This window comes from Streptomyces misionensis (assembly GCF_007896895.1).
Classification (GTDB): domain Bacteria; phylum Actinomycetota; class Actinomycetes; order Streptomycetales; family Streptomycetaceae; genus Streptomyces; species Streptomyces misionensis_A.
This window is the reverse complement of the sequence record NZ_VOGW01000064.1, coordinates 1-25877: the sequence shown is the minus strand read 5'-3', so window position 1 is coordinate 25877 and position 25877 is coordinate 1. Positions and strand designations below refer to the sequence as shown.

Below are 25877 nucleotides of genomic sequence, written 5' to 3'. Positions count from 1 at the left end.
GGGGCGGGCTCGGAGGGCCGCTTGCCGTCGCCCTCGGACTGCCGCGCCGCACCGCCGGAGAGGGCCAGCAGGCGCGCCCGCGCGGGCGGTGCGGCCGGGGCCGGGATCTTGACGCCGCCCTGGGCGAAGCGGGCCCGCACGTCCCGCTCGGCCCGCAGCCGGCAGCGCTCCAGCAGGTCGGCCGCCCTCGGGTTGCCCCGCAGCGCCCGCAGCGCCGCGAGGTCGTCCGGCACCGGCAGGTACCCGATGCCCAGCGTCTCCTCCAGGAGGGCGAGGTAGCCGGCCGCGGTGCCCGGGAGCGCGGCCCGGTAGCGGCCGAGGTCGGCCACCAGGAAGGCGCGCAGTCTGGCCCCCTCGCGGATCGCCTCGTCGAGCGACTCGGCGAGCCGGAGGCAGTCCTGGGCGTCCCGGGCGGACGCGTGGCCGGGGTGGAGGGCGAGGGCGAGGGCGCGGCGGAGCACACGCAGCTCCTCCGCGCCGAACGCCATGCCGCCGCGGGATCCGTATGGCGTGGGCATGCGGCGACGCTACCGCTAATCGGACAAAAGTGACACAACGGGATGATGTGTCGCTGTGGGTTTCCCTCGACCGGGGCCGTTTTCCCACCCGGACGCCCCAAAGCCACCCCCGGGGGGCGACGCCTGCCGGCCGCGCCGCGGGCGGGCCGACCGGCTGCCGGTCGCTCCTGGTGCTGCGACCGGAAAAGTTCACCGGCTCGCGACGCCCGGCAGCCTCCCGGCAGGCCTTTCCGCCACGGCACTAGAGGCGTGCCACGTTCCGTTCGTACACCAGGCGTAGGCCGATCAGGGTCAGCCATGGCTGGTGCTCGTCGATGACCGAGGACTCGCCGAGGACCATCGGGGCGAGGCCGCCCGTCGCGATCACCGTGACGTCCTCGGGGTCGTCGGCCAGTTCGCGTGCCATGCGGCCGACGACGCCGTCCACCTGGCCGGCGAAGCCGTAGACGATGCCCGCCTGCATGGCCTCGACCGTGTTCTTGCCGATCACGCTGCGCGGGCGGGCCACCTCGATCTTGCGGAGCTGAGCGCCCTTGACGCCCAGGGCCTCCACGGAGATCTCGATGCCGGGCGCGATCACCCCGCCGACGTACTCCCCGCGCGCGGAGACCGCGTCGAACGTGGTCGCCGTGCCGAAGTCCACGACGATCGCCGGGCCGCCGTACAGCTCGACCGCCGCGACCGCGTTGATGATGCGGTCGGCGCCGACCTCCTTGGGGTTGTCGGTGAGGATCGGCACGCCCGTCTTGACGCCCGGTTCGACCAGGACGGCCGGGACGTCGCCGTAGTAGCGCCGGGTGACCTCGCGCAGCTCGTGCAGGACCGACGGGACGGTGGCGCAGATCGCGATGCCGTCGATGCCGTCGCCCAGCTCCTCGCCGAGCAGCGGGTGCATGCCCATCAGGCCCTGGAGCAGCACCGCCAGCTCGTCGGCGGTGCGCCGGGCGTCGGTGGAGATGCGCCAGTGCTCCACGATGTCCTCGCCGTCGAACAGGCCGAGGACGGTGTGCGTGTTGCCGACGTCGATCGTGAGCAGCATGGCCGTTACTCCGCCTCGCGCAGGTCCAGGCCGATGTCCAGGATCGGCGAGGAGTGGGTGAGGGCGCCGACCGCCAGGAAGTCCACACCGGTCTCGGCGTACGACCGCGCGTTGGCGAGCGTCAGCCGGCCGGAGGCCTCCAGCTGGGCCCGGCCGGCGACGATGCCGACGGCCTCCGCGCACTCGCCGGGCGTGAAGTTGTCCAGCAGGATCAGGTCGGCGCCCGCGTCCACCACCTCGCGCAGCTGGTGCAGGGTGTCGACCTCGACCTCGATCGGCACGTCCGGGAACGCCTCCCGCACGGCCTTGAAGGCCTGGGCGACGCCGCCGGCCGCGACCACGTGGTTGTCCTTCACCAGGGCCGCGTCCGACAGGGACATGCGGTGGTTGACGCCGCCGCCCGCGCGCACCGCGAACTTCTCCAGGGCGCGCAGCCCCGGGGTGGTCTTGCGGGTGTCGCGGACCTTGGTGCCGGTGCCCTCCAGGGCGTCCGCCCACGCGCGCGTCGCGGTCGCGATGCCGGAGAGCCGGCACAGCAGGTTCAGCGCGCTGCGCTCGGCGGTCAGCAGGTCGCGGGTGCGGGTGGTGACCGACAGCAGCTTCTGCCCGGCCTCGACCCGGTCGCCGTCCTCGACGTGCCGCTCGACCTCGAACTCGTCCGTGCAGACCACCGAGAGGACGGCCTCGGCGACCCGCAGGCCGGCCACGACGCCCGCCTCGCGCGCGGTGAAGTCGCCGGTGGCCACGGCCTCCTCGGGGATGGTGGCGACCGTCGTCACGTCCACGCCGCCGGCCAGGTCCTCCTGGATGGCCACGTTGGCGACATCCTCGACCTCGATCGGGTCGAGCCCGGCGGCGGCCAGCAGCTCGGCGAGCGCGGGGTCGAGCCCGCACTCCAGGTACTCCTCGTGGTCCTCCGCGCCGCAGGCACAGCCGTCGCCGCAGCCGCCGGTCGTCACGAGGGGAAGGTCGTCGGTGCTCACGTCTGTCACTGCTCCTGAGGCGCTGGTGTTACCGGGTAGGGGGGAAGTCTGCGGTGTCGGTGGTGCGCACCGCCAGCGAACGGTCCGGATCGAGCCGTACGACGATGTGGCGCCGCCAGTTCGCGTCGTCGCGCTCGGCGTGGTCCTCGCGCCAGTGGCAGCCGCGGGTCTCCTCGCGCAGCCGGGCGGCGGCGACCAGCACGCGGGCCACGCACAGGAGGTTGGTGGCCTCCCACGTGTCCACGCCGGGCTCGGCGGTCTTGCCCTGCTCGGTGAGCGCCTCGCGGGCCTCGGTGTGCAGCCGCTGGAGCTGGTCCGCGGCCCGGGACAGGGACTCGGCCGAGCGCAGCACGCCCGCGCCCTCGGTCATGATCCGCTGGATGGCGAACCGGGTCTCGGGGGCGAGCAGCGGGTACGCCGGCTGCTCGGGGTGCGGGACGGGCGCGGGGACGCGCGCGCCCAGGCCGTGCGCGGCGCGCTCGGCGGCGATGTCCGCGGCGATCCGCTCGGCGTAGACCAGGCCCTCCAGGAGGGAGTTGGAGGCGAGCCGGTTGGCGCCGTGCACGCCGGTGCAGGCGCACTCGCCGCACGCGTACAGGCCGGGCACGGTGGTGCGGCCGTGGGCGTCGGTGCGCACGCCGCCGGAGGCGTGGTGGGCGGCCGGGGCGATCGGGATGGGCTCGGTGACCGGGTCGATGCCGTTGGCGCGGCAGGCGGCCAGGATGGTCGGGAAGCGGTGCTCCCACATCCCGGCGCCGAAGTGCCGGGCGTCCAGGAACATGTGATCGGCGTCCTGCTCCTGCATCCGCCGCGTGATGGCCTTGGCGACGATGTCCCGCGGCGCCAGCTCGGCCAGTTCGTGCTGCCCCGCCATGAAGCGCACGCCGTCGCCGTCGACCAGGTGGGCGCCCTCGCCGCGCACCGCCTCGGAGACCAGCGGCTGCTGGCCCTCCGCGTCCGGGCCGAGGAAGAGCACGGTCGGGTGGAACTGGACGAATTCGAGATCGCTGACCTCGGCGCCCGCGCGCAGCGCCAGGGCCACGCCGTCGCCGGTGGACACCGACGGGTTGGTGGTCGCGGAGTACACCTGGCCCATGCCGCCGGTGGCGAGCACCACCGCGGGGGCGTGCACCGCGCCCACGCCGTCGTGCTGGCCCTCGCCCATCACATGCAGGGTGACCCCGGCGGTGCGACCCTCGGCGTCCGTGAGCAGGTCCAGGACCAGGGCGTTCTCGATGGTGCGCAGGCCGCGCGCGCGGACCGCCTCGACCAGGGCGCGGGAGATCTCCGCGCCGGTCGCGTCGCCGCCCGCGTGTGCGATCCGGCGGCGGTGGTGGCCGCCCTCGCGGGTGAGTTCGAGGTCGCCCTCGGCGGACTCGTCGAAGTGCGCGCCGGTGGCGATGAGCCGCCGTACCGCGTCCGGGCCCTCGGTGACCAGGAGCCGTACCGCCTCCTCGTCGCACAGGCCCACGCCCGCCACCAGGGTGTCGTCCAGGTGCTGCTCGGGGGTGTCGCCCTCGCCGAGGGCGGCCGCGACGCCGCCCTGGGCCCAGCGGGTGGAGCCGTCGTCCAGACGGGCCTTGGTGACGACCACCGTGGTCAGCCCGGCCGCCTCGCAGCGCAGGGCCGCGGTCAGACCGGCCACGCCGGAGCCGACGACGACCACGTCCGCCTCGATGGCCCAGCCGGGGGCGGGCGCGTGCAGTCGTATGCCTGTGCTGGTCACGAGGCGGCTCCGAGGGGTCCGAAGGTGAGCGGGATGTTGTCGATCAGCCGGGTGGTGCCGACCCGGGCCGCCACCGCGAGCACCGCCTCGCCGGTGTGGTCGTCGCCGATCTCGGTGAAGTCGGACGGGTCGACCAGGGCGAGGTAGTCCAGTTCCAGCGGCGGGTCGTAGTGGGCGGCGTCGTCCAGCACCTGGCGGGCGGCGGCGCGGACGGCCGCCGGGCCGCCGGGGGACGCTGTGGCCACCGCGTGCGCGTCGGCCGCCGCGCGGGACTCCCCTATCGCGCTCAGCGCCTCGGCCCGGGCCTGGGTGGCGGGCACCTCGCGGGCGCGGGCGCGCAGCGCCTCCTGCGCGGCGTGCCGGTCGCGGCCCGCGAACAGGGCGCGGGACAGCGCGAGCGCGGTGCGGCGCTCGTCGGGCGACAGGAAGCGGTTGCGGCTGGACAGGGCGAGCCCGTCCTCCTCGCGCGCGGTCGGCACGGCGACGATCTCGATGCCGAAGTTCAGGTCCCGCACCATGCGCCGGATCAGCGCCAGCTGCTGGGCGTCCTTCTGGCCGTACAGGGCGACGTCGGGGCGGGTGAGGTGGAGCAGCTTGGCGACGACGGTGAGCATGCCGTCGAAGTGGCCGGGGCGGGAGGCGCCCTCCAGGCGTTCGCCCATGGGGCCCGCGGTGACGCGGACCTGGGGGTCGCCACCGGGGTAGACCTCGTCCACGGCGGGGGCGAACACGGCGTCGGCACCGGCCTGTTCGGCGACCTTCAGGTCGGCTTCCAGGGTGCGCGGGTAGCGGTCCAGGTCCTCGCCCGCGCCGAACTGGAGCGGGTTGACGAAGACGGTGACGACGACCTCGCCGTCCGGGCCCGCGATCCGGCGCGCGGCACGGATGAGGCTCGCGTGGCCCTCGTGCAGGGCGCCCATGGTCATCACGACGGCGCGGCGGCCCTCGCGGGTGCGGGCGTGCAGCTCCTGGGCGGTGCGGAGCAGGGCGGTGGTCATCGGTCGTTCCCCTCGGTGCCGTTCGTGCCGTCGGTGCCGTCGCCGTCCGCGCGGCCGCCGGTGCCGTCGCCGTTCGCGCCGTCGGCCAGCACGCCGAGCAGGTCCTCGGCGAGTTCCGGCTTGAGCAGCCCGGAGGCGAGGGCCCGGTCGGCCGTGGCGCGGGCCATCGCCAGATAGCCGGCGACGGTGCCCGGGGCGTGCGCGCGCAGCTCGGTGATGTGCGCGGCGACGGTGCCCGCGTCCCCGCGCGCGACCGGCCCGGTCAGGGCCGCGTCCCCGGAGCGCAGGGCGTTGTCCAGGGCGGCGCCGAGCAGCGGGCCGAGCATCCGGTCGGGGGCCTCGACGCCGGCCGTGCGCAGCAGCTCCATGGACTGGGCGACCAGGGTCACCAGGTGGTTGGCGCCGAGCGCGAGGGCGGCGTGGTAGAGCGGGCGGTTCTCCTCGCTGATCCACTCCGGCTCGCCGCCCATCTCGATGACCAGGGCCTGGGCGGCCAGCCGCAGCTCCTCGGGCGCGGTGACGCCGAAGGAGCAGCCCGCGAGGCGCTGTACGTCCACCGGGGTGCCGGTGAAGGTCATCGCCGGGTGCAGGGCGAGCGGGAGCGCGCCGGCGCGCAGGGCGGGGTCGAGGACCTTGGCGCCGTACCGCCCGGAGGTGTGCACGAGCAGCTGGCCGGGGCGCACCGCGCCGGTCTCGGCGAGGCCGGCGACCAGGGCGGGCAGCGCGTCGTCGGGAACGGTGAGCAGCACCAGGTCGGCGCGCTCCAGGACCTCGGCGGGCGGCACCAGGGGCACGCCCGGGAGCAGGGTCTCGGCGCGCCTGCGGGAGGCGTCGGAGACACCCGAGACGGCGACCGGGCGGTGCCCGGCGAGCTGGAGGGACGCGGCCAGCGCGGGGCCCACGCGGCCGGCGCCCACGACGCCGACGGTGAGCCGCGCGGGGCGGTCCTTGAGGTCTTGCTGGTGGACTGTACTCACGCGACGGCGGCCTTCCCGTTCCAGTCCGCTTCGGGTACCGGACGATGTACCGGACGATTTCTCGTCATGTTAACGCTATCCCGGTCCGCCGCCGACCGGTTGTCCACAGGCTGTGGGTTTCGCCACGCGACCCCGCGGGCCGTGATATCCGGCTGCCCCGCGGGCGCCCGGCACGGCATGATCCCCGCATGACTGACACTGACGCGGCCGGCGCGCGACCGGCGGATGAGCCGGCGGGGCCCGCGGGCTCGCCGGACATTCCGGGCCCCTCGGACAAGGAGCGGATGCGGGAGCGGTGGGCGGCCGTGCGGCGGCGGGACGCGCGCAGGCTGGGTCCCGCCCGCTGGGGCAACACGATCCGCGAGCGCCTGGAGGAACTGACCGCGGCGGGCGCCGAGGTGTACGACCTGGACGAACCGGCCGACGTGTACGGCAACCGGATCGTGGCCGACCTGGAGGAGCGGACCGCCGCCCTGCTCGGCATGGAGGCCGCCGTCTTCTTCCCCACCGGCACCATGGCCCAGCAGGTGGCGCTGCGCTGCTGGACCGGCCGCACCGGCGACGCCGCCGTGGCCCTGCACCCGCTGGCCCACCCGGAGGTGCATGAACGGCAGGCCTTCAGCCAGGTGAGCGGGTTGCGCCCGGTCCGGGTGGGCGGCGGACCGAGGCAGCCGACGGCGGCGGAGATACGCGCCGTCGAGGAGCCCTTCGGCGCGCTGATGCTGGAACTTCCGCTCAGGGACGCCGGGTTCGTGCTGCCCACCTGGGAGGAACTGACCGAGGCGGTGGCGGTGGCCCGGGAGCGCGAGGCGGTGGTGCACTTCGACGGCGCGCGCCTGTGGGAGTGCACCGAGCACTTCGGGCGCCCCCTGACGGAGATCGCGGGCCTGGCCGACAGCGTCTACGTGTCGTTCTACAAGTCCCTCGACGGCCTCGGCGGCGCCGCGCTCGCCGGACCGGCCACGCTGGTCGAGGAGGCGCGGACCTGGCGGCACCGGTACGGCGGCATGATCTTCCAGCAGTTCCCGACCGCGCTGTCCGCGCTCATCGGCCTGGAGCGGGAGCTGCCCCGGCTGCCCGCGTACGTGCGCCAGGCGCGCGTGGTCGCCGCCGCGCTGCGCGAGGGCCTCGCCGTCTCCGGCCTGCCGTGGGCGCGGGTGCACCCCGAGGTGCCGCACACCCACGAGTTCCAGGTGTGGCTGCCGTACGAGCCCGAGGTGGTCGCCGAGGCCGCGCTGCGCCAGGCGGAGGAGACCTCGGTGGCGCTCTTCGCCAACGGCTGGTCCGGCGACGCCGCTCCCGGGCTGGCCCGCACGGAGGTCAGCGTCCGGGCCGCGGGCCTGGAGTGGACGGCCGACGAGGTGCGGGCCGCCGTACGGGACTTCGCGCGGCGGCTGCCGGCGCCCGGCGGCGGCCGCTGAGGGCGCGCGCGGCCTTCCCGGGTGTGCGCCGGGCCCGCTACGACGCCCGGCGGCGCAGCCGGCGCACGAGGGCGCGCAGCACGGCGAGGTCGTGCCGGCCGGGCGCGGGCGGGTGGGGCGTGCCGTGGGCGCGGGCGCGGTGCAGGTCGAGGAGGTACTGCTGGGTGCTGCTCATGGCGGTCGCCTTCCGGGAACGTGGTTGCCCTCAGGCTGCGCGCGGCCCGCGCCGATGTCCCGTGGATTGACCGCTGCCGTCAATCCGCGAGGCGTTGTCGGTGGTCCGGTGCACGATGGGGGGCATGAGCGTGACCATCGACATCACCGGGCTGGCCACCGACGGGAGTGCCCCCGACGCCGGCAGGTGGGCGAGGATCTCCGTCGTACCCTCGCCGCTGGCCGAGCTCGGGATGGCGCTGCACGTGCTCAGCGAGCCGGGCCACCACCCGGAGCTGGGGGGCTGGGCCGCCGGCGTCTCCTCCCGGCTGAGCCCCCACCTCGCCGACCGGCTGTGCGAGGCGGACTTCCTGTGGCGCACGACGTTCTCGGACGTCTTCTGGGCCTTCGCCGGCGTCCCCGGCGACCGGGTGCTCCCCGGGGCCACGCTGACCGAGGACCTGGAGCTGCTCGACAAACTGACGGACGAACAGTTCGTGCAGGCCGCCCTGGAGTTCACCTGCGGCGTGCGCGGCGACACCCCCCGGCCGGGCACGCTGGACGACCCGGTGCTGCGAAGGCGCGCCCTGGACATGGCCGCCGCGCGCGGCCCGATGCAGGAGCGGTTCACCCGCCGGCTGCTGGAGGACCCGCCGGCCATCCGGGCCTGGCTGCGGGGGCTGCTGCTCGACTGCGAGGAGGCCTTCTTCGCGGACACCTGGGCCCGCATCCAGCCCCAGCTCGCCGCCGACGCCCGGCACCGCACCGAGCTGCTGCGCCGCAAGGGCCTGGCCGAGGCCCTCACCTCGCTGTCCGGGGCGTTCTCGGTGGACGAGGAGGCCGCGCTGATCACCGTCGACAAGCTGCCGGTGGTGCGCACCGCCACCGGGGACGGCGGCCTGGTCCTGGTGCCGACCAGTCTCGGCCGCCCCCACGTCCTGGTGCTGCACCGGTACGGCTGGCAGCCCGTGATCAGCTACCCGGTCAGCGGGCCCCGCCCGCAGGCCCTGTCCGTCGCCCAGCTCACCCGGCGCCTGGAGGCGCTGGCCCACCCCGTGCGGATGCGGCTGTGCCGCTATCTGGCGCGCGCCCCGCACACCACGAGCGAACTGGCCGACGCGTACGGCATCTCGGCGCCCGAGGTCTCCCGGCACCTGGCGGTGCTGAAGAAGGCGGGCCTGATCACCCAGTGCCGCCGGGGCCGGTACGTGCAGCACCAGCTGGACCTCTCGGCGGTGGCCCGGCTGGGCAGCGACTTCATCGAGGGGCTGCTGCGCTGAACCGCCCGTGCCGGGCGCGGCTCAGCCCAGGCCGCCCGCCCGCACCAGGCCGGTCTCGTAGGCCAGCACCACCACCTGCACCCGGTCGCGCAGGCCCAGCTTGGTCAGGATGCGGCCGACATGGGTCTTCACGGTCGCCTCGGACAGCACCAGGCGCGCCGCGATCTCCCCGTTGGACAGGCCCTGCGCGACCAGCACCATCACCTCCCGCTCCCGCTCGGTGAGCCGGTCCAGCTCCTTGTGCCGGGGCTCCCCGGCGCCGGAGGGCAGCATCGGCGCGAAGCGGTCCAGCAGCCGCCGGGTGGTGGAGGGCGCGACCACGGCGTCACCGCTGTGCACCGACCGGATGGCGGCCAGCAGCTCGCCGGGCGGCACGTCCTTGAGCATGAAGCCGGAGGCGCCCGCCTTCAGCCCGGAGAAGGCGTACTCGTCCAGGTCGAACGTGGTAAGGATCAGCACCTTGGGCGGGTCCGGCTGCGCGCAGATCCGCCGGGTGGCCTCCACCCCGTCGAGCTTCGGCATGCGGACGTCCATCAGCACCACGTCCACCGCGGTGGCGCGCAGCTTCTCCAGGGCCTCGACACCGTCGCCCGCCTCGGCGACGACCTCCATGTCCGGCTGGGCGGCGAGCACCATCCCGAACCCGGTGCGCAGCAGCACCTGGTCGTCGACGAGCATCACGCGGATCGTCATCCGGTCCTTCTTCCCTGTCCTCGTTCGTTCGTCAGTGCGCCGGCTTGAGCGGCAGCAGGGCGCTGATCCGGAATCCTCCGCCGGGCCGCGGCCCGGCGTCCAGGGTGCCGCCGACCATGCCGACGCGCTCGCGCATGCCGATCAGGCCGTGCCCGCTGCCGTCGGCGCCGCCCTCCTCGTACAGCTCCTGCGGGGCGCCGTTGCCGTCGTCCTCCACGAGCAGGCCGAGGCCGTCGTCGAAGTAGACCAGCCGGACGCTGGCGCCCGCGTTGGGCCCGCCGTGCTTGCGGGTGTTGGTGAGCGCCTCCTGCACGATCCGGTACGCGGTCAGCTCCACCCCGCTGGGCAGCGGGCGCGGGGTGCCCTCCACCTTGAAGTCGACGGGCAGGCCGGAGCCGCGGCACTGCTCGATCAGCTCGTCGATCTGCTCGACGTCGGGCTGCGGGACGTACTCGCCGCCCTCCTGGTGCTCCCCGGTGCGCAGCACGCCCAGCAGGCGGCGCATCTCGGCGAGGGCCTGCCGGCCGGTCGAGGAGATCGTCTCCAGGGCCGTCCTCGCCTGGTCGGGGGCGGTGTCCATGACGTAGGCGGCGCCGTCGGCCTGCACCACCATCACGGACACGTTGTGCGCGACCACGTCGTGCAGCTCGCGGGCGATCCGGGCGCGCTCGGCGGCGACGGCGACCTTGGACTGCGCCTCGCGCTCCTGCTCCAGCCGGGCCGCGCGCTCCTCCAGCTGCTCGAAGTAGGCGCGCCGGGTACGCATGGAGTCGCCGAGCACCCAGGCGAGCGCGAAGGGCACGGTCTGGAAGGCCACGATGGCGAGGCGGCCGAGGAAGCTCGCGTGCTCCGCCGGCCAGCGCAGCTGCGCCATGGGCGCTGCGCAGAAGCTGGCGACGAGGGCGAGCCGGGACGCCCAGGGCGCGCCCATGGTGGCGACCGTGTAGGCGATCACCAGCATGGCGAAGTCGGCGACGGACGTCTCCAGGTCCAGCACCAACTGGGCGAGGCCGGTGGCGAGCGCGACCAGCAGCATCGGTTCCGGGAACCGGCGGCGCAGCGCGACGACGAGGCACAGGACGGCGGAGACCGCGACCGCCCCGGCCAGCGGTGCCCGGTGCGCCGGCGTCCCCTGGAGATTGGCCTCGCTCAGCACCGACAGCCCGAACAGGACGACGGCCCAGAAGGAGTCGACCCCGGTCGGGTGACGGCGGAGGAAGTCGTAGAGGCGCTGCACGTAACCCAGAGTAGGGAAACGGAATGCCCGACCGGGTCAACCGGAGGGCCGATCCGGGCCGCGCACACGTACTCCCCAAGGTGGAGGAGATGATCATCTGGGCGCCTAGTCTGGTCCGGTGACGGACGGTACGACGGGTGAGGAGCGGCGCGCGCACGGCGCGGGCCCGCGCGGCTGGCGGGCCGCGGCCGAGGCCGCCCTGTACGGCCCGGACGGGTTCTACCGGCGGCCGGAGGGACCCGCCGGGCACTTCCGCACGTCGGTGCACGCGTCGGCGCTGTTCGCGGCGGCCGTGGCGGAGCTGTTGTGCCGGGTCGACGCGGCGCTGGGGCGGCCCGCGGCGCTGGACTTCGTGGACATGGGGGCCGGGCGCGGCGAACTGGTCACCGGGGTGCTCCGCGCGCTGCCGGACGAGGTGGCCGCCCGGGTGCGGCCGTACGCCGTCGAGATCGCCGGCCGCCCCGCCGGCCCGGACGGACGCATCGTGTGGTGCGACGAGCCGCCCGCGTCGGTCACCGGGCTGCTGTTCGCCAACGAGTGGCTGGACAACGTGCCCGTGGACGTGGCCGAGACGGACGCCGCGGGGGTGCCCCGGTACGTGCTCGTCGGCGACGACGGCGCCGAGCGGCCGGGTGATCCGGTGACCGGCGCGGACGCGGAGTGGCTGGCGCGCTGGTGGCCGCTGCCGGCCGAGGAGGGGCTGCGCGCGGAGCTGGGACGGCCCCGCGACCAGGCCTGGGCGGCGGTCGCCGGCCGGGTGGTACGGGGGCTCGCGGTGGCCGTCGACTACGCGCACACCGCCGGCGCACGCCCCCCGTTCGGCACCCTCACCGGTTTTCGCGAGGGCCGCGAGACGACGCCGGTGCCGGACGGGAGCTGTGACATCACCGCCCATGTCGCCCTGGACGCCTGCGCGGCGGCGCTCCCGGCCCCCGCGCGCCTGCTCACCCAGCGCGACGCCCTGCACGCCCTCGGCATCACCGGCGCACGCCCCCCGCTCACGCTGGCCGCCACGGACCCCGCCGCCTATGTGCGGGCCCTCGCGGGCGCCGGCGAGGCCGCGGAGCTGACCGCGCGCGGCGGCCTCGGCGACTTCGGCTGGCTGCTCCAGCCCGCCGGCATCCCGGACCCGCTCGGCTGACCCGCGGCGGGCGCGCGGCCTACTTGTCGATGTCGCCGACCACGAAGAACATCGAGCCCAGGATCGCCACCATGTCCGCCACCAGCGTCCCGGGCAGCAGCTCGGTCAGCGCCTGGATGTTGTTGTACGACGCCGAGCGCAGCTTGAGCCGGTACGGCGTCTTCTCCCCCTTGCTGACCAGGTAGTACCCGTTGATCCCGAGCGGGTTCTCGGTCCACGCGTACGTGTGTCCCTCGGGCGCCTTCAGCACCTTCGGCAGGCGCTGGTTGATCGGCCCGGGCGGCAGCCCGGCGAGCCGGTCCAGACAGGCGTCCGCGAGGTCCAGCGCGTTGTGCGTCTGTTCGAGGAGCACCTCGAAGCGGGCCAGGCAGTCGCCCTCGCTCCGGGTGACGACCTTCAGCGTGTCCCGCAGCTCGCCGTACGCCAGGTACGGCTCGTCGCGGCGCAGGTCGAAGTCGACGCCCGAGCCGCGCGCGATGGGCCCGCTCACGCCGTAGGCGTGCACCGCCTCTGGGGAGAGCGCCCCCACCCCTCGGGTGCGCCCCCGGAAGATCTCGTTGCCGAGCACCAGGTCGTCGAAGACGTCCATGCGCGAGCGCACGGCGGCGACGGCGGCCCGCGCGCGGCCCGCCCAGCCGGCCGGCAGGTCCTCCTTGAGGCCGCCGACGCGGTTGAACATGTAGTGCATGCGCCCGCCGGAGACCTCCTCCATGACGTTCTGGAGCACCTCGCGCTCGCGGAACGCGTAGAACACGGGGGTGATCCCGCCCAGTTCCAGCGGGTAGGAGCCGAGGAACATCAGGTGGTTGAGCACCCGGTTCAGCTCGGCGAGCAGCGTGCGCGTCCACACCGCCCGCTCGGGCACCTCCATGCCGAGCATCCGCTCCACGGCGAGGACCACGCCCAGCTCGTTGGAGAACGCCGACAGCCAGTCGTGGCGGTTGGCGAGCATGATGATCTGCCGGTAGTCGCGCGCCTCGAAGAGCTTCTCCGCGCCCCGGTGCATATAGCCGATCACCGGCTCGGCGCGCACGATGCGCTCGCCGTCCAGCACCAGCCTGAGCCGCAGCACGCCGTGCGTGGACGGGTGCTGGGGGCCGATGTTGAGCACCATGTCGGTGCTTTCCGCGGCACCGCCGATCCCGACCGTGGTCTCCGTCGTAGGAGTCATGGCTCCAGTTTCCCCCATGCCCGCACGCGCGAAGGCCCGGCTTCCCCGCGGGGAGGCCGGGCCCGGTGTGCCGCGTGCCGTCGTCAGGAGGCGGCGCTGCGCAGTCCCTGGACGTCGATCTGCTCGGTCTCGTCGTGCGCGGTCAGGTCGATGACCTGACCCACGCCGCGCGCCTTGTCGTCGGCGGGCTTGAACTCCGCCTCGGCCTCCGCCTTGTGCACGGCCAGCGCCTCCTGGCCGACGACATCGGCCAGGTCCTCGTTCTGCACGGAGTCCAGCGCGGTCTTCGGCGTGCCCTTCTGCGGGCCCGCGCCCTTCTGCGTGCCGAAGAAGTCGAAACCGCCCGAGGTCACCGGGCGCCGCACGGGCGGTGCCGGGACGACGGCCACGGCGGTCGGCACGGTGAAGTGCCCGGCGGCGGGCACCCCGGCGGCCTCGGACGGCTCGGGGGTCAGGGTCGCCTCGGGGGTCAGGGTCGGCTCGGGCGTCACGGACGCCTTGGCGGTTCCGGCGGGCTCACCGGTCACCGTTGTCTCGTCGGTCCCGGGCTCGGGGGTCGCGGTCGCCTCAGGAGCCTCCGTGGCCTGCGGTGCGGCGGCTGCGGGCCGCGCCTCGGCGGGCCCGGCCTCCTCGGCCGGGGCCCGCGCCCCGTCCGGCGCGGCTATGTCCCCGGGGGCGTCCTCCCCTTTGGCGGCGGCCGTGTCCTCGCCCCGCTCTCCGGTCCCGCCGCCGCTCTCCCGGTCGAACGCGGCCAGCGCCCGCAGCGCCTGCCCGTACAGCTTCGCGCCCTCGGCCGAGAACACGTCGTACGTCTTCTCCGACGCCTTCTCCGGCTTCCCGGCGACGGCGGCGGACGGCTCCGCGCTCCGGGCCGGCGGCAGGGCCGGCGAGCCCGGGCGCGACGGCAGCGAGGTGGCCGTGCGCGCGGCCGGCGGCAGCGCGGGCGCCCCGGACTCGATCTCCAGCAGGCGGCGGCCCTCCAGGGCGCTCGCGCGCTCGGTCTCCGCGGTGGCGTAGCGGCGCAGCAGGGCCGCGTGCTCGTTGCGCAGCCCGGCCAGTTCGGCGCGCTTGGCGCGCAGCCGCTGCTCCAGCTTGGCGCGCAGTTCGCGCGATTCCTCCAGGTCGGTCTCCAACTCGGCGACCCGTTCCTCGAACCGCCACTCGTCGCCGGCCCGGGCGCGGGCCAGGTCGGCGACCTGCTTGCCCGCGTGGATGTCCCAGCGGCGCATCACGAAGGCGCCGGCGAGCGCGGTCACCGCGGCGGCTCCGGCCAGCGCGCGCAGCACCGCGGCCTCGGAGAACACCCAGGGACCCAGCGCGCAGGCGACGGAGACGCCGGCGATGGCGGAGGGGGGCAGCAGCCGGTGCAGAGGCGGGGAATGGCGGTGGCGTCCACGTGGCATGGCCAGAAACTTACCGCGCGTAGGCGATTCATGGGCCCCCGCCCCGCAAAAACACGGCCATACCGTGCGCATCACGGGGCGTCAGAATACGGGCCTCAGTGCGAGACCAGCCGGGTGCCGAGCCACTGCAACGCCCCCGGGATCTCCCGCCGCCAGGTGTTGAAGTTGTGCCCGCCGCTCGGAAGGATGATCGAGGAAATCCTGGTCACGTTCGTGTCCTGCACGCTCTTGATGAAGTTGAGCGTGTCCTTGTAGTTGTGCTCGCCGATTCTGCTGCTGGTGACGAGCAGTGACGTCTCCGGGGCCGCCTGGTGCTTGAGCACCCAGAAGAGGTTGGCACGATTACGCAGGTTCGCGTCACCGTGGAAGAGGTCGCCGGTGGTGGGGTCGATCGGCGCCTTGTAGTACGGCGACAGGCCGACGGCGGCGGCGTACGACCTCGGGTGGTGCATGGCGATCTTCAGGGCGCAGTAACCGCCGGTCGAGTCGCCGATGATGCCCCAGCTGGCGGGCGTCTTGTCCACCCGGTAACGCGCCATCACCGAGTCGCGCAGGTCCTTGGCGAAGAACGTCTCCGTCTTCGGGCCCCCCGGCACGTCCACGCACTCGGTGTCCCGCGGCGGCGCCACCGCCGGACGCATCATCACCAGGATCATCGGCTGCATCTTGCCGCTCTTGGCGAGCTGTTGCGCCGTGCTCGGGTAGCGCAGCTTGTCCACCAGCGCCTGCGCGGTGCCCGGGTAACCCGTCAGGACGACGGAGACCGGGAACTTGCGGCCGCGGTTGCGCGCCTGGAAGTACTCCGGCGGCAGATAGACGAACGCCGGTGCCGCGATGCGGGTCGTACGGCCGACGATGTCGACCTTCTGGATCTGCCCGGCCACCTGCGGCGCCCCGCCGCTCACCCCGGCCACCCGGGAGGTGGCGACCACCTGGACCGGACTGCCGGCGCCGCCCGCTATGTGGTCGACGACCACGCCCTGCCCGTTCTCCTGGCCGAACAGGTCCGCCCAGCTGGCGTAGAAGCCGAACGCCTGGTTGGCGGCGAGCCCCACCGAGGCGAACAGCGCGAGCTGGGTGACGAGCAGCATCCCGATCCGCCCGCCGACGGCCTGCCAGCTGCGCCGGGCGAGCCGCGGCCACAGCCACACCGTGCCCGCGAACAGCACTACGGCGAACACGACCGCCAGCACCAGCACTTTGTTGCTCGTGAGACCCATGGGCTGTTTCCCTGCCTGCTCTCGGCCCGGGCCGCGCCCACGCGTCGTCGCGTGGGTTTGCCCGGGGCTTTCCTCGGCCTTTGACCCGACTTTCCGGAGGGGAGTGAACCTCTCTCCCCGCGACACCGTCCTAGAGGGCGCAATGTCACCGGATGCCCGATCGGGCCCGGGTCCAAGGTCTCTCGCAGAACTACGGGATGCGATGTCTGTCAGGATAGATGGGGAAATGTCGGGCGGGGTTCCGGGCCGATCGAACCGGGTGCTGCGCATAGCGCGCGGCCCGCGCCCCGAGGCCGTCCCCGGCCTGGTCGGCAGGGCGGTCGCGCTCGTCGGCCTCCTGGACATCGCCGCAGGAGTCTTCCCGCGCTTCCGTCACAGCCGTATGCACGCCCTGGCCGAGGTGCTCCCCGGTTCCTTCGGACCGTTCGCCGCGGCCCTCTCGCTCAGCGTCGGCGTGCTGTTGCTGCTGCTCGCGCACGGACTCAGGCGGCGAAAGCGCCGGGCGTGGCGCGCCGCGGTCGCGCTGCTGCCGGCCGGCGCGGTGAGCCAGTTCGCCTACCGCCACTCGCTGGCCGGCGTGCTGTTCGCGGTCGTCCTGCTGGTGCCGCTGATCTGGCACCGCCGGGAGTTCGCGGCCCTGCCGGACCCGCGCAGCCGCTGGCGCGCACTCGCCAACTTCGTGCTGATGAGCGCCGGTTCGCTGGTGCTCGGGCTGGTCATCGTCAGCGTCCACCCGCACCGCACGGTCGGCGACCCGAGCCTGGCCGACCGGCTCACCCACGTCGTCTACGGCCTGTTCGGCTTCGAGGGCCCGGTCGACTACCAGGGCAGCACCTCCTGGACCGTCGCCTTCTCCCTCGGCGCGCTCGGCTGGCTCACCGCCGTCACCACCGCCTACCTGGCCTTCCGCCCCGAGCACCCGGCCGCCCGCCTCACCGGGGAGGACGAGGCGAGACTGCGGGCGCTGCTGGCCAGGCACGGCGGCCGCGACTCCCTCGGCCACTTCGCGCTGCGCCGCGACAAGGCGGTCGTCTTCTCCCCCAGCGGCAAGGCCGCCGTCACCTACCGCGTCATCTCCGGCGTGATGCTCGCCAGCGGCGACCCCATCGGCGACGTCGAGGCCTGGCCGGGCGCCATCGAGCGCTTCATGGACGAGGCCAGGGCGCACTCCTGGACGCCCGCGGTGGTGGGCTGCTCGGAGACCGGCGGTGAGGTGTGGACCCGCGAAACCGGCCTGGACGCCCTGGAACTGGGCGACGAGGCGGTGGTGGACGTCGCGGATTTCTCGCTCGCCGGGCGCGCCATGCGCAACGTCCGGCAGATGGTCAAGCGCATCGAACGGGCCGGATACGAAACCCGGGTACGGCGCATCCATGACCTCGGCGAGGCCGAGCTGGACCGCATCCGGCGGGCCGCGGAGGACTGGCGCGGCACCGACACCGAGCGCGGCTTCTCCATGGCCCTCGGCCGCATCGGCGACCCGGCCGACGGGGACTGCCTCATAGCCACCGCCCACAAGACCGACGACGAACCGGGCGAGTACGGCGACCTCAAGGCGATCCTGCACTTCGTGCCGTGGGGCCAGGACGGCGCCTCGCTCGACCTGATGCGCCGCGACCGCAGCGCCGACCCGGGCATGAACGAGCTGCTGATCGTCGCCGCCCTCCAGGCCGCGCCCAAGTTCGGCATCACCCGCGTCTCGCTGAACTTCGCCATGTTCCGCTCCGCCCTCGCCCGCGGCGAGAAGATCGGCGCGGGACCGGTGCTGCGCGCCTGGCGCGGGCTGCTGGTCTTCCTCTCGCGCTGGTTCCAGATCGAGTCGCTGTACAAGTTCAACGCCAAGTTCCAGCCGCGCTGGGAGCCGCGCTTCATCGTCTACCGCGCGACCACCGACCTGCCCCGGATCGGGTTCGCCACCATGCAGGCCGAGGGCTTCGTCAACCTGGCGCTGCCCATGCCCCGCTTCCTGCGCCGTCGCCGTCCGTCCGTGGAACGCACGTGCGCCCACACGGTGACCGAACGCGACGCCCGCGCGGCATGACCCGTCCGCCCGGCGCCGTCCCGGCCCTACGGGCCGTCGCGGCGCCGACCGGGGCCTACGCTGAACGTATGAACAAGCTCAGCGGGCGCGGCCGCGTGGCGGGCCTTCCGGCATGGGACCGGTGCGCGGTCATGGGGGTCGTGAACGTCACCCCCGATTCCTTCTCCGACGGCGGCCGCTGGTTCGACACGACAGCCGCCGTCAAGCACGGTCTCGACCTCGTCGCCGCGGGCGCCGACCTGATCGACGTCGGCGGCGAGTCCACCCGCCCGGGCGCCACCCGGGTGGACGAGGCCGAGGAGCTGCGGCGGGTCATCCCGGTCGTGCGGGGCCTCGCCGCCGAGGGCGTCGTCGTCTCCGTCGACACCATGCGCGCCTCGGTCGCGGCCCGCTCCCTCGCGGCCGGCGCCGCCCTCGTCAACGACGTCAGCGGCGGCCTCGCCGACCCCGAGATGATCCCGGTCGTCGCCGACGCCGGCGCCCCCTTCGTCGTCATGCACTGGCGCGGCTTCCTGGCGGGCGGCGGCGTCCACGGCGTGTACGGCGACGTCGTCGACGAGGTCGTGGACGAACTGCGCGCCCGCGTCGACGCCGTCCTGGCCGGCGGCATCGCCCCCGACCGGATCGTGGTCGACCCCGGTCTCGGCTTCTCCAAGGAGGCCGAGCACGACCTCGCCCTGCTGGCCCGCCTCGACCGGCTGCGCGCCCTCGGCCACCCGCTGCTGGTGGCCGCCTCCCGCAAGCGGTTCCTCGGCCGGGTGCTCGCCGGACCCGAGGGCGCGCCGCCGCCCGCCAGGGAACGCGACGCCGCCACCGCCGCCGTCTCCGCACTCGCGGCGCACGCCGGCGCATGGGCCGTGCGCGTCCACGAGGTGCGCGCCACGGCGGACGCCGTACGGGTCGCGCGGGCGGTGGAAGGGGCACGCGCGACCGCGGGGACGACGGCCTCCCCGGTGGACCCGGCGGCCGATGCGGCGCACGAAACCGGCCACGCCCCCGGCGCCGCCGGCGGACACACGGCGGACGGAACCCGGTGAGCGCCCCCCACACCGACGTCGAACAGGTCGAGGCCGCCAACACCGCCTTCTACGAGGCCCTGGAACGCGGCGACTTCGACGAGGTCTCCGCCCTCTGGCTCACCCCCTCCGACCTGGGCGTGGACGAGGAGTACCACGACCCGGCCGACAGCGGCGTGATCTCCTGCGTGCACCCCGGCTGGCCGGTGCTCACCGGCCGCGGCGAGGTCCTCAGGTCGTACGCCCTGATCATGGCCAACACCGACTACATCCAGTTCTTCCTGACCGATGTGCACGTCTCCGTGACCGGCGACACCGCGCTCGTGACCTGCACCGAGAACATCCTCAGCGGCGGCCCCGCCCCCGCGGAGGGCGATGAACTCGGGCCCCTGGTCGGCCAGCTCGTCGTCGCCACCAATGTGTTCCGGCGCACACCGCTCGGCTGGAAACTCTGGTCCCACCACGCCTCGCCCGTCCTCGCCGACAGCGACGACACCGAGGACGGCGAGGGCGGCGCGAATGGCGTGAATCCGGACGACGACACCCTCGCCTGAGCGAGTAGGGAACGACCGACGGCGCACCGGCACCGAGAAGTGGTTGGAATCACCTACCCCGGGGTATGACCGGCTACCGGTCCCTGACGCGGCAGGGTTCACCGGGGGAAACGAGCGGTGAATCCCTCCCCGCCCCGGTGGGGACCGGGCCCCTGGGGCCTTGGCCTGTCGGCGCCCGCAGGTAGATTCGTCTGTGACCGGTGTGTCGCCCGCACGCGGTACGGGCCGGTCGTTCCCGACGATTGCAGGAGTGATTCGCGTGGATCGTGTCGCGCTGCGCGGCCTGAAGGCCCGCGGGCACCACGGTGTGTTCCCCAAGGAGCGCGAGGAGGGCCAGACCTTCCTCGTGGACATCGTCCTGGGCCTGGACATCCGGCCGGCCGCGGCCGACGACGACCTGACGAAGACCGTGCACTACGGCATCGTGGCCGAGGAGGTCGTGGCCGTGGTCGAGGGCGAGCCGGTGAACCTCATCGAGACGCTTGCCGAGCGGATCGCCCAGACCTGCCTGAAACACGAGGGGGTCCAGGAGGTCGAGGTGTGCGTGCACAAGCCGGACGCCCCGATCACCGTCCCCTTCGACGACGTGACCGTCACCATCACCCGGAGCCGAGTATGACCCGACCTTTCGTCCAGGGTCACAGTGACCCGACCGTCCAGCCGGTGCCCGCCTCGGTCGTCGAGAAGGTGGACGCGGCCGACACCACCCTGCAGAACCCCAAGTGGGCCGTGATCTCCATCGGGTCCAACCTCGGCAACCGCCTGGAGACCCTCCAGGGTGCCGTCGACGCGCTGGAGGACACCCCCGGCGTCCGCGTCAAGGCCGTCTCGCCCGTCTACGAGACCGAGCCCTGGGGCGTCGAGCCCGGCAGCCAGCCGTCGTACTTCAACGCGGTCGTGGCCCTGAAGACCACCCTGCCGCCCTCCTCCCTGCTGGAGCGCGCGCACGCGGTCGAGGAGGCCTTCCACCGCGTCCGCGACGAGCGCTGGGGCGCGCGCACCCTGGACGTGGACATCGTCGCCTACGCCGACGTCACCTCCGACGACCCGCAGCTGACACTGCCCCACCCGCGCGCCCACGAGCGCGCGTTCGTCCTCGCGCCCTGGCACGACGTGGACCCGGCGGCGCAGCTGCCCGGACGCGGCGCCGTGGCCGAACTGCTCGCGGCCGTCACCAGGGAGGGCGTCGAGGCACGCACGGACCTGGAACTCCGACTGCCCGAGTAGTCGTTAAGGTCAAGACGACCACAACCGGGACCCGGTCCGGGGGAACTGAAGGGACACCGTGAGAGAGCTGCGCATCAGGGTGCTGATCGGCGTGTTCGTCGTGGCGGGCATCCTGTCCTGGGCGGGCGCCCGCCTCTGGAACTCGATCGGGACCCTGCCCGGCGTCCCCCTGGCCGCCCCCATCGTCCTCGCCCTGATCGCCGTGGTCCTGCTGGCCACGGCACTCTCGATCCGCTCCCGCCTCAAGGCCCAGCGCGAGCGCCGCCCCGGCGCCAAGGGCGTCGACCCGCTGATGGCCGCCCGCGCGGTCGTCTTCGGCCAGGCCAGCGCCCTGGTCGCCGCCCTCGTCGCCGGCATGTACGGCGGCACGGGTGTGTTCCTGCTGGAGCTGCTCGACCTTCCCACCCGCCGCGACCAGGCCTTCTACGCAGGCTTCTCGGTCCTCGCGGGCATCGCCGTGATAGCGGCCGCCCTCTTCCTCGAACGCGTCTGCAAGCTCCCCGAGGACGACGACCAGGACCACCCGGGCGCTGAGCCGGCGGCGTGACCGCCGGCTCCCCCGGGCTCCGGCTCAGCGCGCCATGATCAGGCTCATGGCCTCGTTGCGGGTCGCCGCGTCGCGCAGCTGACCGCGCACCGCCGACGTTATGGTCTTGGCGCCCGGCTTGCGGATGCCGCGCATCGACATGCACATGTGCTCGCACTCGATGACCACGATGACGCCCCGCGGCTCCAGGATCTCCATCAGCGAGTCCGCGATCTGCGTGGTGAGTCGTTCCTGCACCTGCGGCCGGCGGGCGTAGACGTCCACCAGCCGGGCCAGCTTCGACAGCCCGGTGATCTTCCCGGAGACCGACGGGATGTAGCCCACGTGGGCCACGCCCCGGAACGGCACCAGGTGGTGCTCACAGGTCGAGTACACCTCGATGTCCTTCACCAGGACCATCTCGTCGTGCCCCAGGTCGAACGTGGTGGTGAGCACGTCCTCGGGCTGCTGCCACAGCCCGGCGAAGATCTCCTTGTACGCCCTCGCCACCCGCGCCGGTGTCTCGCGCAGCCCCTCGCGGTCGGGGTCCTCGCCGACCGCGATCAGCAGCTCGCGCACGGCATTCTCGGCGCGCTTCTCGTCGAACTCGCCGACGGGGCGCTCGCTGTCCAGCGTCACCGGGTCGGTCATCTGGTGCCTCGTTCCTGTCGTCCCACGTGCGTGCATACGGAAAATGCCGCGCCCCCCAGGCTAGAACCTGGGGGGCGCGGCGTTCATTCCGGGCCGCCTCGGCCGGAAAGCTGCTGCTAGATCAGCTCTCCGGACGGTCCTCCGGGGCCTTATCCGTCACCGGGGCGGACTCGCCCGCGGTGGACTTGGCCGTGCTGATCGCGGCCGTCGAACCGTTCGCACCGTTGGTCAGCGCCAGCTCCTTCGGGGAGAGCACCGGCGGGCGGGTGGACGGGGTGCGGCGCGAGGAGCCGGTCCAGGCGGGCCGCGGCGGGCGCTTGACGATCGGGGCGAAGATCTCGGCGATCTCCTCCTTGCCCAGCGTCTCCTTCTCCAGCAGCTGGAGAACGAGGTTGTCGAGCACGTCGCGGTTCTCGACCAGGATCTCCCAGGCCTCGTTGTGCGCGGTCTCGATGAGCTTCTTGACCTCTTCGTCCACCAGCGCGGCGACCTCTTCCGAGTAGTCGCGCTGGTGCGCCATCTCACGGCCGAGGAAGGGCTCGCTGTTGTCGCCGCCGAACTTGATGGCGCCGAGCCGCTCGGTCATGCCGTACTGGGTGACCATCGCGCGGGCCAGGTTGGTGGCCTTCTCGATGTCGTTGGCGGCACCGGTGGTCGGGTCGTGGAAGACCAGTTCCTCGGCCGCCCGGCCGCCCAGCATGTAGGCGAGCTGGTCGAGCATCTCGTTGCGCGTGGTCGAGTACTTGTCCTCGTCGGGCAGGACCATCGTGTAACCGAGGGCACGGCCGCGGGACAGGATCGTGATCTTGTGGACCGGGTCGGAGTTCGGCGAGGCCGCCGCGACCAGGGCGTGACCGCCCTCGTGGTACGCGGTGATCTTCTTCTCCTTGTCCGACATGATCCGGGTCCGCTTCTGCGGGCCCGCGACCACACGGTCGATCGCCTCGTCCAGCGCCTTGTTGTCGATCAGCTTCTGGTCGCTGCGCGCGGTGAGCAGCGCGGCCTCGTTGAGCACGTTGGCCAGGTCGGCGCCGGTCATGCCGGGGGTGCGGCGGGCGACGGCGGCCAGGTCGACGTCGGGCGCGACCGGCTTGCCCTTCTGGTGGACCTTGAGGATCTCCAGACGGCCCTGGAGGTCCGGCGGGTCGACCGCGATCTGGCGGTCGAAGCGGCCGGGCCGCAGCAGCGCCGGGTCTAGGATGTCGGGCCGGTTGGTGGCGGCGATCAGGATGACGCCGCCCTTGACGTCGAAGCCGTCCATCTCGACCAGCAGCTGGTTGAGGGTCTGCTCGCGCTCGTCGTGCCCGCCGCCGAGGCCGGCGCCGCGGTGGCGGCCGACCGCGTCGATCTCGTCCACGAAGACGATCGCCGGGGCGTTCGCCTTGGCCTGCTCGAACAGGTCGCGGACTCGGGAGGCGCCGACACCGACGAACATCTCCACGAAGTCGGAACCCGAGATCGAGTAGAAGGGCACCCCGGCCTCGCCCGCGACGGCACGCGCCAGCAGGGTCTTGCCGGTACCCGGGCGGCCGTAGAGCAGCACACCCTTGGGGATCTTGGCGCCGACGGCCTGGAACTTGGCCGGCTCCTGGAGGAACTCCTTGATCTCGTGGAGTTCCTCGACGGCCTCGTCACAGCCGGCGACGTCCGAGAACGTCGTCTTCGGGGTGTCCTTGGTGATCAGCTTGGCCTTGGACTTCCCGAAGTTCATCACCCGGGAGCCGCCGCCCTGCATCTGGTTCATCAGGAACAGGAACACGACGACGATCAGAACGAAGGGCAGCAGGGAGAGCAGGACGCCGACGAACGGGTTCTGCTTGGACGGCGAGACCGTGTAGCCGTCCGGGATCTGCTTGTTCTGGTACTTGGTCTGCAGCGTGCCGGCGATGGTCACACCCTGGTCGCCGATGTAGCTCGCCTGGATCTTGGAGCTGCCGGAGACCTTCTGGCCGTCCTTGAGGGTGACCTTGATGGTCTGCTCGTCGCCCGTGGTCAGTTTGGCCGACTGGACCCTGTTGTCATTGATCGCCGCGACGACCTGGCCGGTGTCCACCGTCTTGTAGCCGCCGGACGAGCCGACGACCTGCATCAACACGACCACGGCAAGGACGGCCAGCACGATCCACATGACCGGCCCACGGAAGTATCGCTTCACGTCCATCCATACGGAGCGATGCCGCCCCGTCCCTCCTGCCATAGTGAGTTTGATAAGACAGTTCTTCTGACGGTACCCCAGCAATGGTGCCCGAAGCCGCGCGGAGCCGTTTCGACGGCTGGGAAACCCGTCTCTGCAAGCTTCAACGGCACGGGACCCGCCGGGGTTCCCGATCACCTCGCCGGGCTTGGGCCGACTGGCTCAGCCCGGGCCCGGTTCCGGTTCAGCCGCCGTAGACGTGCGGCGCGAGCGTACCGACGAACGGGAGATTGCGGTACTTCTCGGCGTAGTCGAGGCCATAGCCGACGACGAACTCGTTCGGGATGTCGAAGCCGACCCACTCCACGTCGATGGCGACCTTCGCGGCGTCCGGCTTGCGCAGCAGCGTGCACACCTTGAGGGAGGCGGGCTCCCGGGAGCCGAGGTTGTTGATCAGCCAGGACAGGGTCAGGCCGGAGTCGATGATGTCCTCGACGATCAGGACGTCGCGGCCCTTGATGTCGGTGTCGAGGTCCTTGAGGATGCGCACGACACCGGAGGACTGGGTGCCCGCGCCGTAGGAGGACACGGCCATCCAGTCCATGGTGACCGGGGTGGACAGCGCCCGCGCGAGGTCGGCCATGACCATCACCGCGCCCTTGAGGACGCCGACGATCAGCAGGTCCTTGCCCTCGTACTCCGCGTCGATCTTCGCGGCCAGCTCGGCCAGCTTGGCGTCGATCTCTTCCTTGGTGATGAGCACCTTCTCGAGGTCGGCACCCATGTCTTTCGCGTCCACCCGCATCACTTTCGGTCGTCCCGCACTTACGGCCGTGAAAACGGCCTCCGGCCGGCCCGGTCGGCCGCCGGAGGGTCGCTCCGGGCCGTCGGGACTCAGCCTTGCCGAATCACCAGTCTGCCACCCTGACGCTGGGCGACGACTCTGCCCGGGAGATTGATGGCTCCCTGGCCCCGCCAGCCGGTGATCAGCCGGTCGACTTCCTCGATGTGGCGGGCGAACAGGGAACCGGCCGGAGCGCCCGCCTCGATGGCGGCGCGGCGCAGGATGCGGCGGCGTACGGCGGGCGGCAGCGCGTAGAGCTTGGCGCACTCCAGCCGGCCCGCGGCGTCGCGCACGGAGGCCTCGGCCTGGCTGGCCCAGGCGTCCAGGGCGTCGGCGTCGTCGCGGGAGAGCTGGGCGGTGCGGGCGAGCGCTTCCACGACGCCCTTGCCGAGGGCCTTCTCCAGGGCGGGCAGGCCCTCGTGCCGCAGCCGGGAGCGGGTGTAGGCGGGGTCGGTGTTGTGGGGGTCGTCCCAGACGGGCAGGGACTGGACCATGCAGGCCTTGCGGGCGGTCTGCCGGTCGAGGTGGAGGAAGGGCCGCCGGTAACGGCCGCCGGCCCCCGAGACCGCGGCCATTCCGGACAGGGAGCGGATGCCGGAGCCGCGGGCGAGGCCCAGCAGGACGGTTTCGGCTTGGTCGTCGCGGGTGTGCCCGAGCAGGATCGCGGCGGCGCCGTGGCGTTCGAGCGCGGCGTCCAGGGCGGCGTAGCGGGCGTCGCGGGCGGCGGCCTCGGGGCCGCCGTCGCGGCCGACGGCGACGGCGACGGATTCGACGGGGTCGAGGCCGAGGCCGCGCATCCGCAGGGCGACCTCGTCGGCGCGGAGGTCGGAGCCCGGCTGGAGTCCGTGGTCGACGGTGATGCCGCCGGCGCGCAGGCCGAGCTTGGGGGCCTCGAAGGCGAGCGCGGAGGCGAGGGCCATGGAG

Annotated in this window: 25 protein-coding genes; 9 read left to right on the top strand and 16 right to left on the bottom strand. The window is 73.3% G+C overall.

The genetic code is table 11. The features are described 5' to 3' along the window. The 6 genes from FRZ03_RS11730 to FRZ03_RS11705 form a co-directional block, all read right to left on the bottom strand. The coding region (locus FRZ03_RS11730) for a hypothetical protein (RefSeq protein ID WP_146465135.1) at positions 1-488 on the bottom strand (488 nt) is incomplete at its 3' end. Positions 489-759: 271 nt separating this feature from the next. Further along, complete coding sequence (locus FRZ03_RS11725; protein WP_146465085.1) at positions 760-1557, bottom strand: type III pantothenate kinase; 798 nt, start codon at positions 1555-1557, stop codon at positions 760-762. A 5-nt stretch (positions 1558-1562) separates the two neighbouring features. Further along, a complete protein-coding gene (gene nadC, locus FRZ03_RS11720) occupies positions 1563-2540 on the bottom strand; it encodes a carboxylating nicotinate-nucleotide diphosphorylase (protein WP_146465084.1) in 978 nt (325 codons plus the stop codon). Positions 2541-2568: 28 nt separating this feature from the next. Beyond that, complete coding sequence (locus FRZ03_RS11715; protein ID WP_146465083.1) at positions 2569-4266, bottom strand: L-aspartate oxidase; 1698 nt, start codon at positions 4264-4266, stop codon at positions 2569-2571. Next, positions 4263-5264 carry a pantoate--beta-alanine ligase gene (gene panC, locus FRZ03_RS11710; protein WP_146465082.1) on the bottom strand — a complete coding sequence of 334 codons (1002 nt, stop codon included), beginning with the start codon at positions 5262-5264 and terminating at the stop codon, positions 4263-4265. The genes FRZ03_RS11715 and panC overlap by 4 nt, the downstream gene beginning before the upstream one ends. Next, on the bottom strand, positions 5261-6241 hold the full coding sequence (locus tag FRZ03_RS11705) for a Rossmann-like and DUF2520 domain-containing protein (protein WP_146465081.1): 981 nt from the start codon (positions 6239-6241) through the stop codon (positions 5261-5263). Before FRZ03_RS11705 ends, panC begins: the two co-directional genes overlap by 4 nt. Positions 6242-6429: 188 nt before the next feature. Here FRZ03_RS11705 and FRZ03_RS11700 point away from each other — a divergent pair, with 188 nt between their 5' ends. Further along, positions 6430-7662: a threonine aldolase family protein gene (locus FRZ03_RS11700; protein ID WP_146465080.1), complete on the top strand. Its 1233-nt coding sequence runs from the start codon at positions 6430-6432 to the stop codon at positions 7660-7662. A gap of 37 nt (positions 7663-7699) precedes the next feature. Here FRZ03_RS11700 and FRZ03_RS39040 read toward each other — a convergent pair whose 3' ends face one another. Next, the gene (locus FRZ03_RS39040) at positions 7700-7837 is read right to left on the bottom strand and encodes a hypothetical protein (protein ID WP_186785373.1); all 138 of its coding nucleotides are present in this window, start codon (positions 7835-7837) and stop codon (positions 7700-7702) included. 124 nt (positions 7838-7961) lie between these two features. On the opposite strand from FRZ03_RS39040, the gene FRZ03_RS11695 reads away from it, so the two are divergent. Continuing rightward, positions 7962-9095, top strand: a complete 1134-nt coding sequence (locus FRZ03_RS11695; RefSeq protein WP_146465079.1) for a DUF5937 family protein — start codon at positions 7962-7964, stop codon at positions 9093-9095. 21 nt (positions 9096-9116) lie between these two features. Here FRZ03_RS11695 and FRZ03_RS11690 read toward each other — a convergent pair whose 3' ends face one another. Further along, entirely contained in the window at positions 9117-9788 is a 672-nt protein-coding gene (locus tag FRZ03_RS11690) for a response regulator (RefSeq protein WP_146465078.1), read from the bottom strand. 31 nt (positions 9789-9819) lie between these two features. Beyond that, positions 9820-11025: a sensor histidine kinase gene (locus tag FRZ03_RS11685; RefSeq protein WP_146465077.1), complete on the bottom strand. Its 1206-nt coding sequence runs from the start codon at positions 11023-11025 to the stop codon at positions 9820-9822. A gap of 118 nt (positions 11026-11143) precedes the next feature. On the opposite strand from FRZ03_RS11685, the gene FRZ03_RS11680 reads away from it, so the two are divergent. Next, positions 11144-12166, top strand: coding sequence for an SAM-dependent methyltransferase (locus FRZ03_RS11680; RefSeq protein WP_146465076.1), 1023 nt, complete (start codon positions 11144-11146; stop codon positions 12164-12166). Positions 12167-12185: 19 nt separating this feature from the next. Here FRZ03_RS11680 and FRZ03_RS11675 read toward each other — a convergent pair whose 3' ends face one another. The 3 genes from FRZ03_RS11675 to FRZ03_RS11665 form a co-directional block, all read right to left on the bottom strand. Beyond that, positions 12186-13337 carry an NADH-quinone oxidoreductase subunit D gene (locus FRZ03_RS11675; RefSeq protein WP_146465075.1) on the bottom strand — a complete coding sequence of 384 codons (1152 nt, stop codon included), beginning with the start codon at positions 13335-13337 and terminating at the stop codon, positions 12186-12188. An 83-nt stretch (positions 13338-13420) separates the two neighbouring features. After that, positions 13421-14740 carry a serine/threonine-protein kinase gene (locus tag FRZ03_RS11670; protein WP_186785372.1) on the bottom strand — a complete coding sequence of 440 codons (1320 nt, stop codon included), beginning with the start codon at positions 14738-14740 and terminating at the stop codon, positions 13421-13423. A 95-nt stretch (positions 14741-14835) separates the two neighbouring features. Beyond that, positions 14836-15960: an alpha/beta hydrolase gene (locus FRZ03_RS11665; RefSeq protein ID WP_146465074.1), complete on the bottom strand. Its 1125-nt coding sequence runs from the start codon at positions 15958-15960 to the stop codon at positions 14836-14838. Between the two features lie 226 nt (positions 15961-16186). Between FRZ03_RS11665 and FRZ03_RS11660 the strand changes: the two genes are divergently transcribed. The 6 genes from FRZ03_RS11660 to FRZ03_RS11635 all read left to right on the top strand — a co-directional run bounded on the left by FRZ03_RS11660 (position 16187) and on the right by FRZ03_RS11635 (position 21345). After that, positions 16187-18001, top strand: coding sequence for a phosphatidylglycerol lysyltransferase domain-containing protein (locus tag FRZ03_RS11660; protein WP_146465073.1), 1815 nt, complete (start codon positions 16187-16189; stop codon positions 17999-18001). Between the two features lie 68 nt (positions 18002-18069). Then, positions 18070-19038: a dihydropteroate synthase gene (gene folP / locus FRZ03_RS11655; RefSeq protein ID WP_146465072.1), complete on the top strand. Its 969-nt coding sequence runs from the start codon at positions 18070-18072 to the stop codon at positions 19036-19038. Then, positions 19035-19571, top strand: a complete 537-nt coding sequence (locus tag FRZ03_RS11650) for a nuclear transport factor 2 family protein (protein ID WP_146465071.1) — start codon at positions 19035-19037, stop codon at positions 19569-19571. The genes folP and FRZ03_RS11650 overlap by 4 nt, the downstream gene beginning before the upstream one ends. Before the next feature lie 259 nt (positions 19572-19830). Then, positions 19831-20190 (top strand): dihydroneopterin aldolase, encoded by a 360-nt coding sequence (folB, locus tag FRZ03_RS11645; RefSeq protein ID WP_070022467.1) that lies wholly within the window; start codon positions 19831-19833, stop codon positions 20188-20190. Further along, on the top strand, positions 20187-20798 hold the full coding sequence (folK, locus tag FRZ03_RS11640; protein ID WP_146465070.1) for a 2-amino-4-hydroxy-6-hydroxymethyldihydropteridine diphosphokinase: 612 nt from the start codon (positions 20187-20189) through the stop codon (positions 20796-20798). Before folB ends, folK begins: the two co-directional genes overlap by 4 nt. 58 nt (positions 20799-20856) lie before the next feature. Then, complete coding sequence (locus FRZ03_RS11635) at positions 20857-21345, top strand: DUF3180 domain-containing protein (RefSeq protein WP_146465069.1); 489 nt, start codon at positions 20857-20859, stop codon at positions 21343-21345. Between the two features lie 24 nt (positions 21346-21369). Here the strand turns inward: FRZ03_RS11635 and folE are convergent, their stop codons facing one another. The 4 genes from folE to tilS all read right to left on the bottom strand — a co-directional run. After that, positions 21370-21975, bottom strand: a complete 606-nt coding sequence (gene folE / locus FRZ03_RS11630; protein ID WP_146465068.1) for a GTP cyclohydrolase I FolE — start codon at positions 21973-21975, stop codon at positions 21370-21372. A 121-nt stretch (positions 21976-22096) separates the two neighbouring features. Then, positions 22097-24136 carry an ATP-dependent zinc metalloprotease FtsH gene (gene ftsH, locus FRZ03_RS11625; protein WP_186785371.1) on the bottom strand — a complete coding sequence of 680 codons (2040 nt, stop codon included), beginning with the start codon at positions 24134-24136 and terminating at the stop codon, positions 22097-22099. Between the two features lie 217 nt (positions 24137-24353). Next, positions 24354-24914 (bottom strand): hypoxanthine phosphoribosyltransferase, encoded by a 561-nt coding sequence (hpt, locus tag FRZ03_RS11620; protein ID WP_070022462.1) that lies wholly within the window; start codon positions 24912-24914, stop codon positions 24354-24356. 89 nt (positions 24915-25003) lie between these two features. Next, the coding region (gene tilS, locus FRZ03_RS11615; protein ID WP_146465067.1) for a tRNA lysidine(34) synthetase TilS at positions 25004-25877 on the bottom strand (874 nt) is incomplete at its 5' end.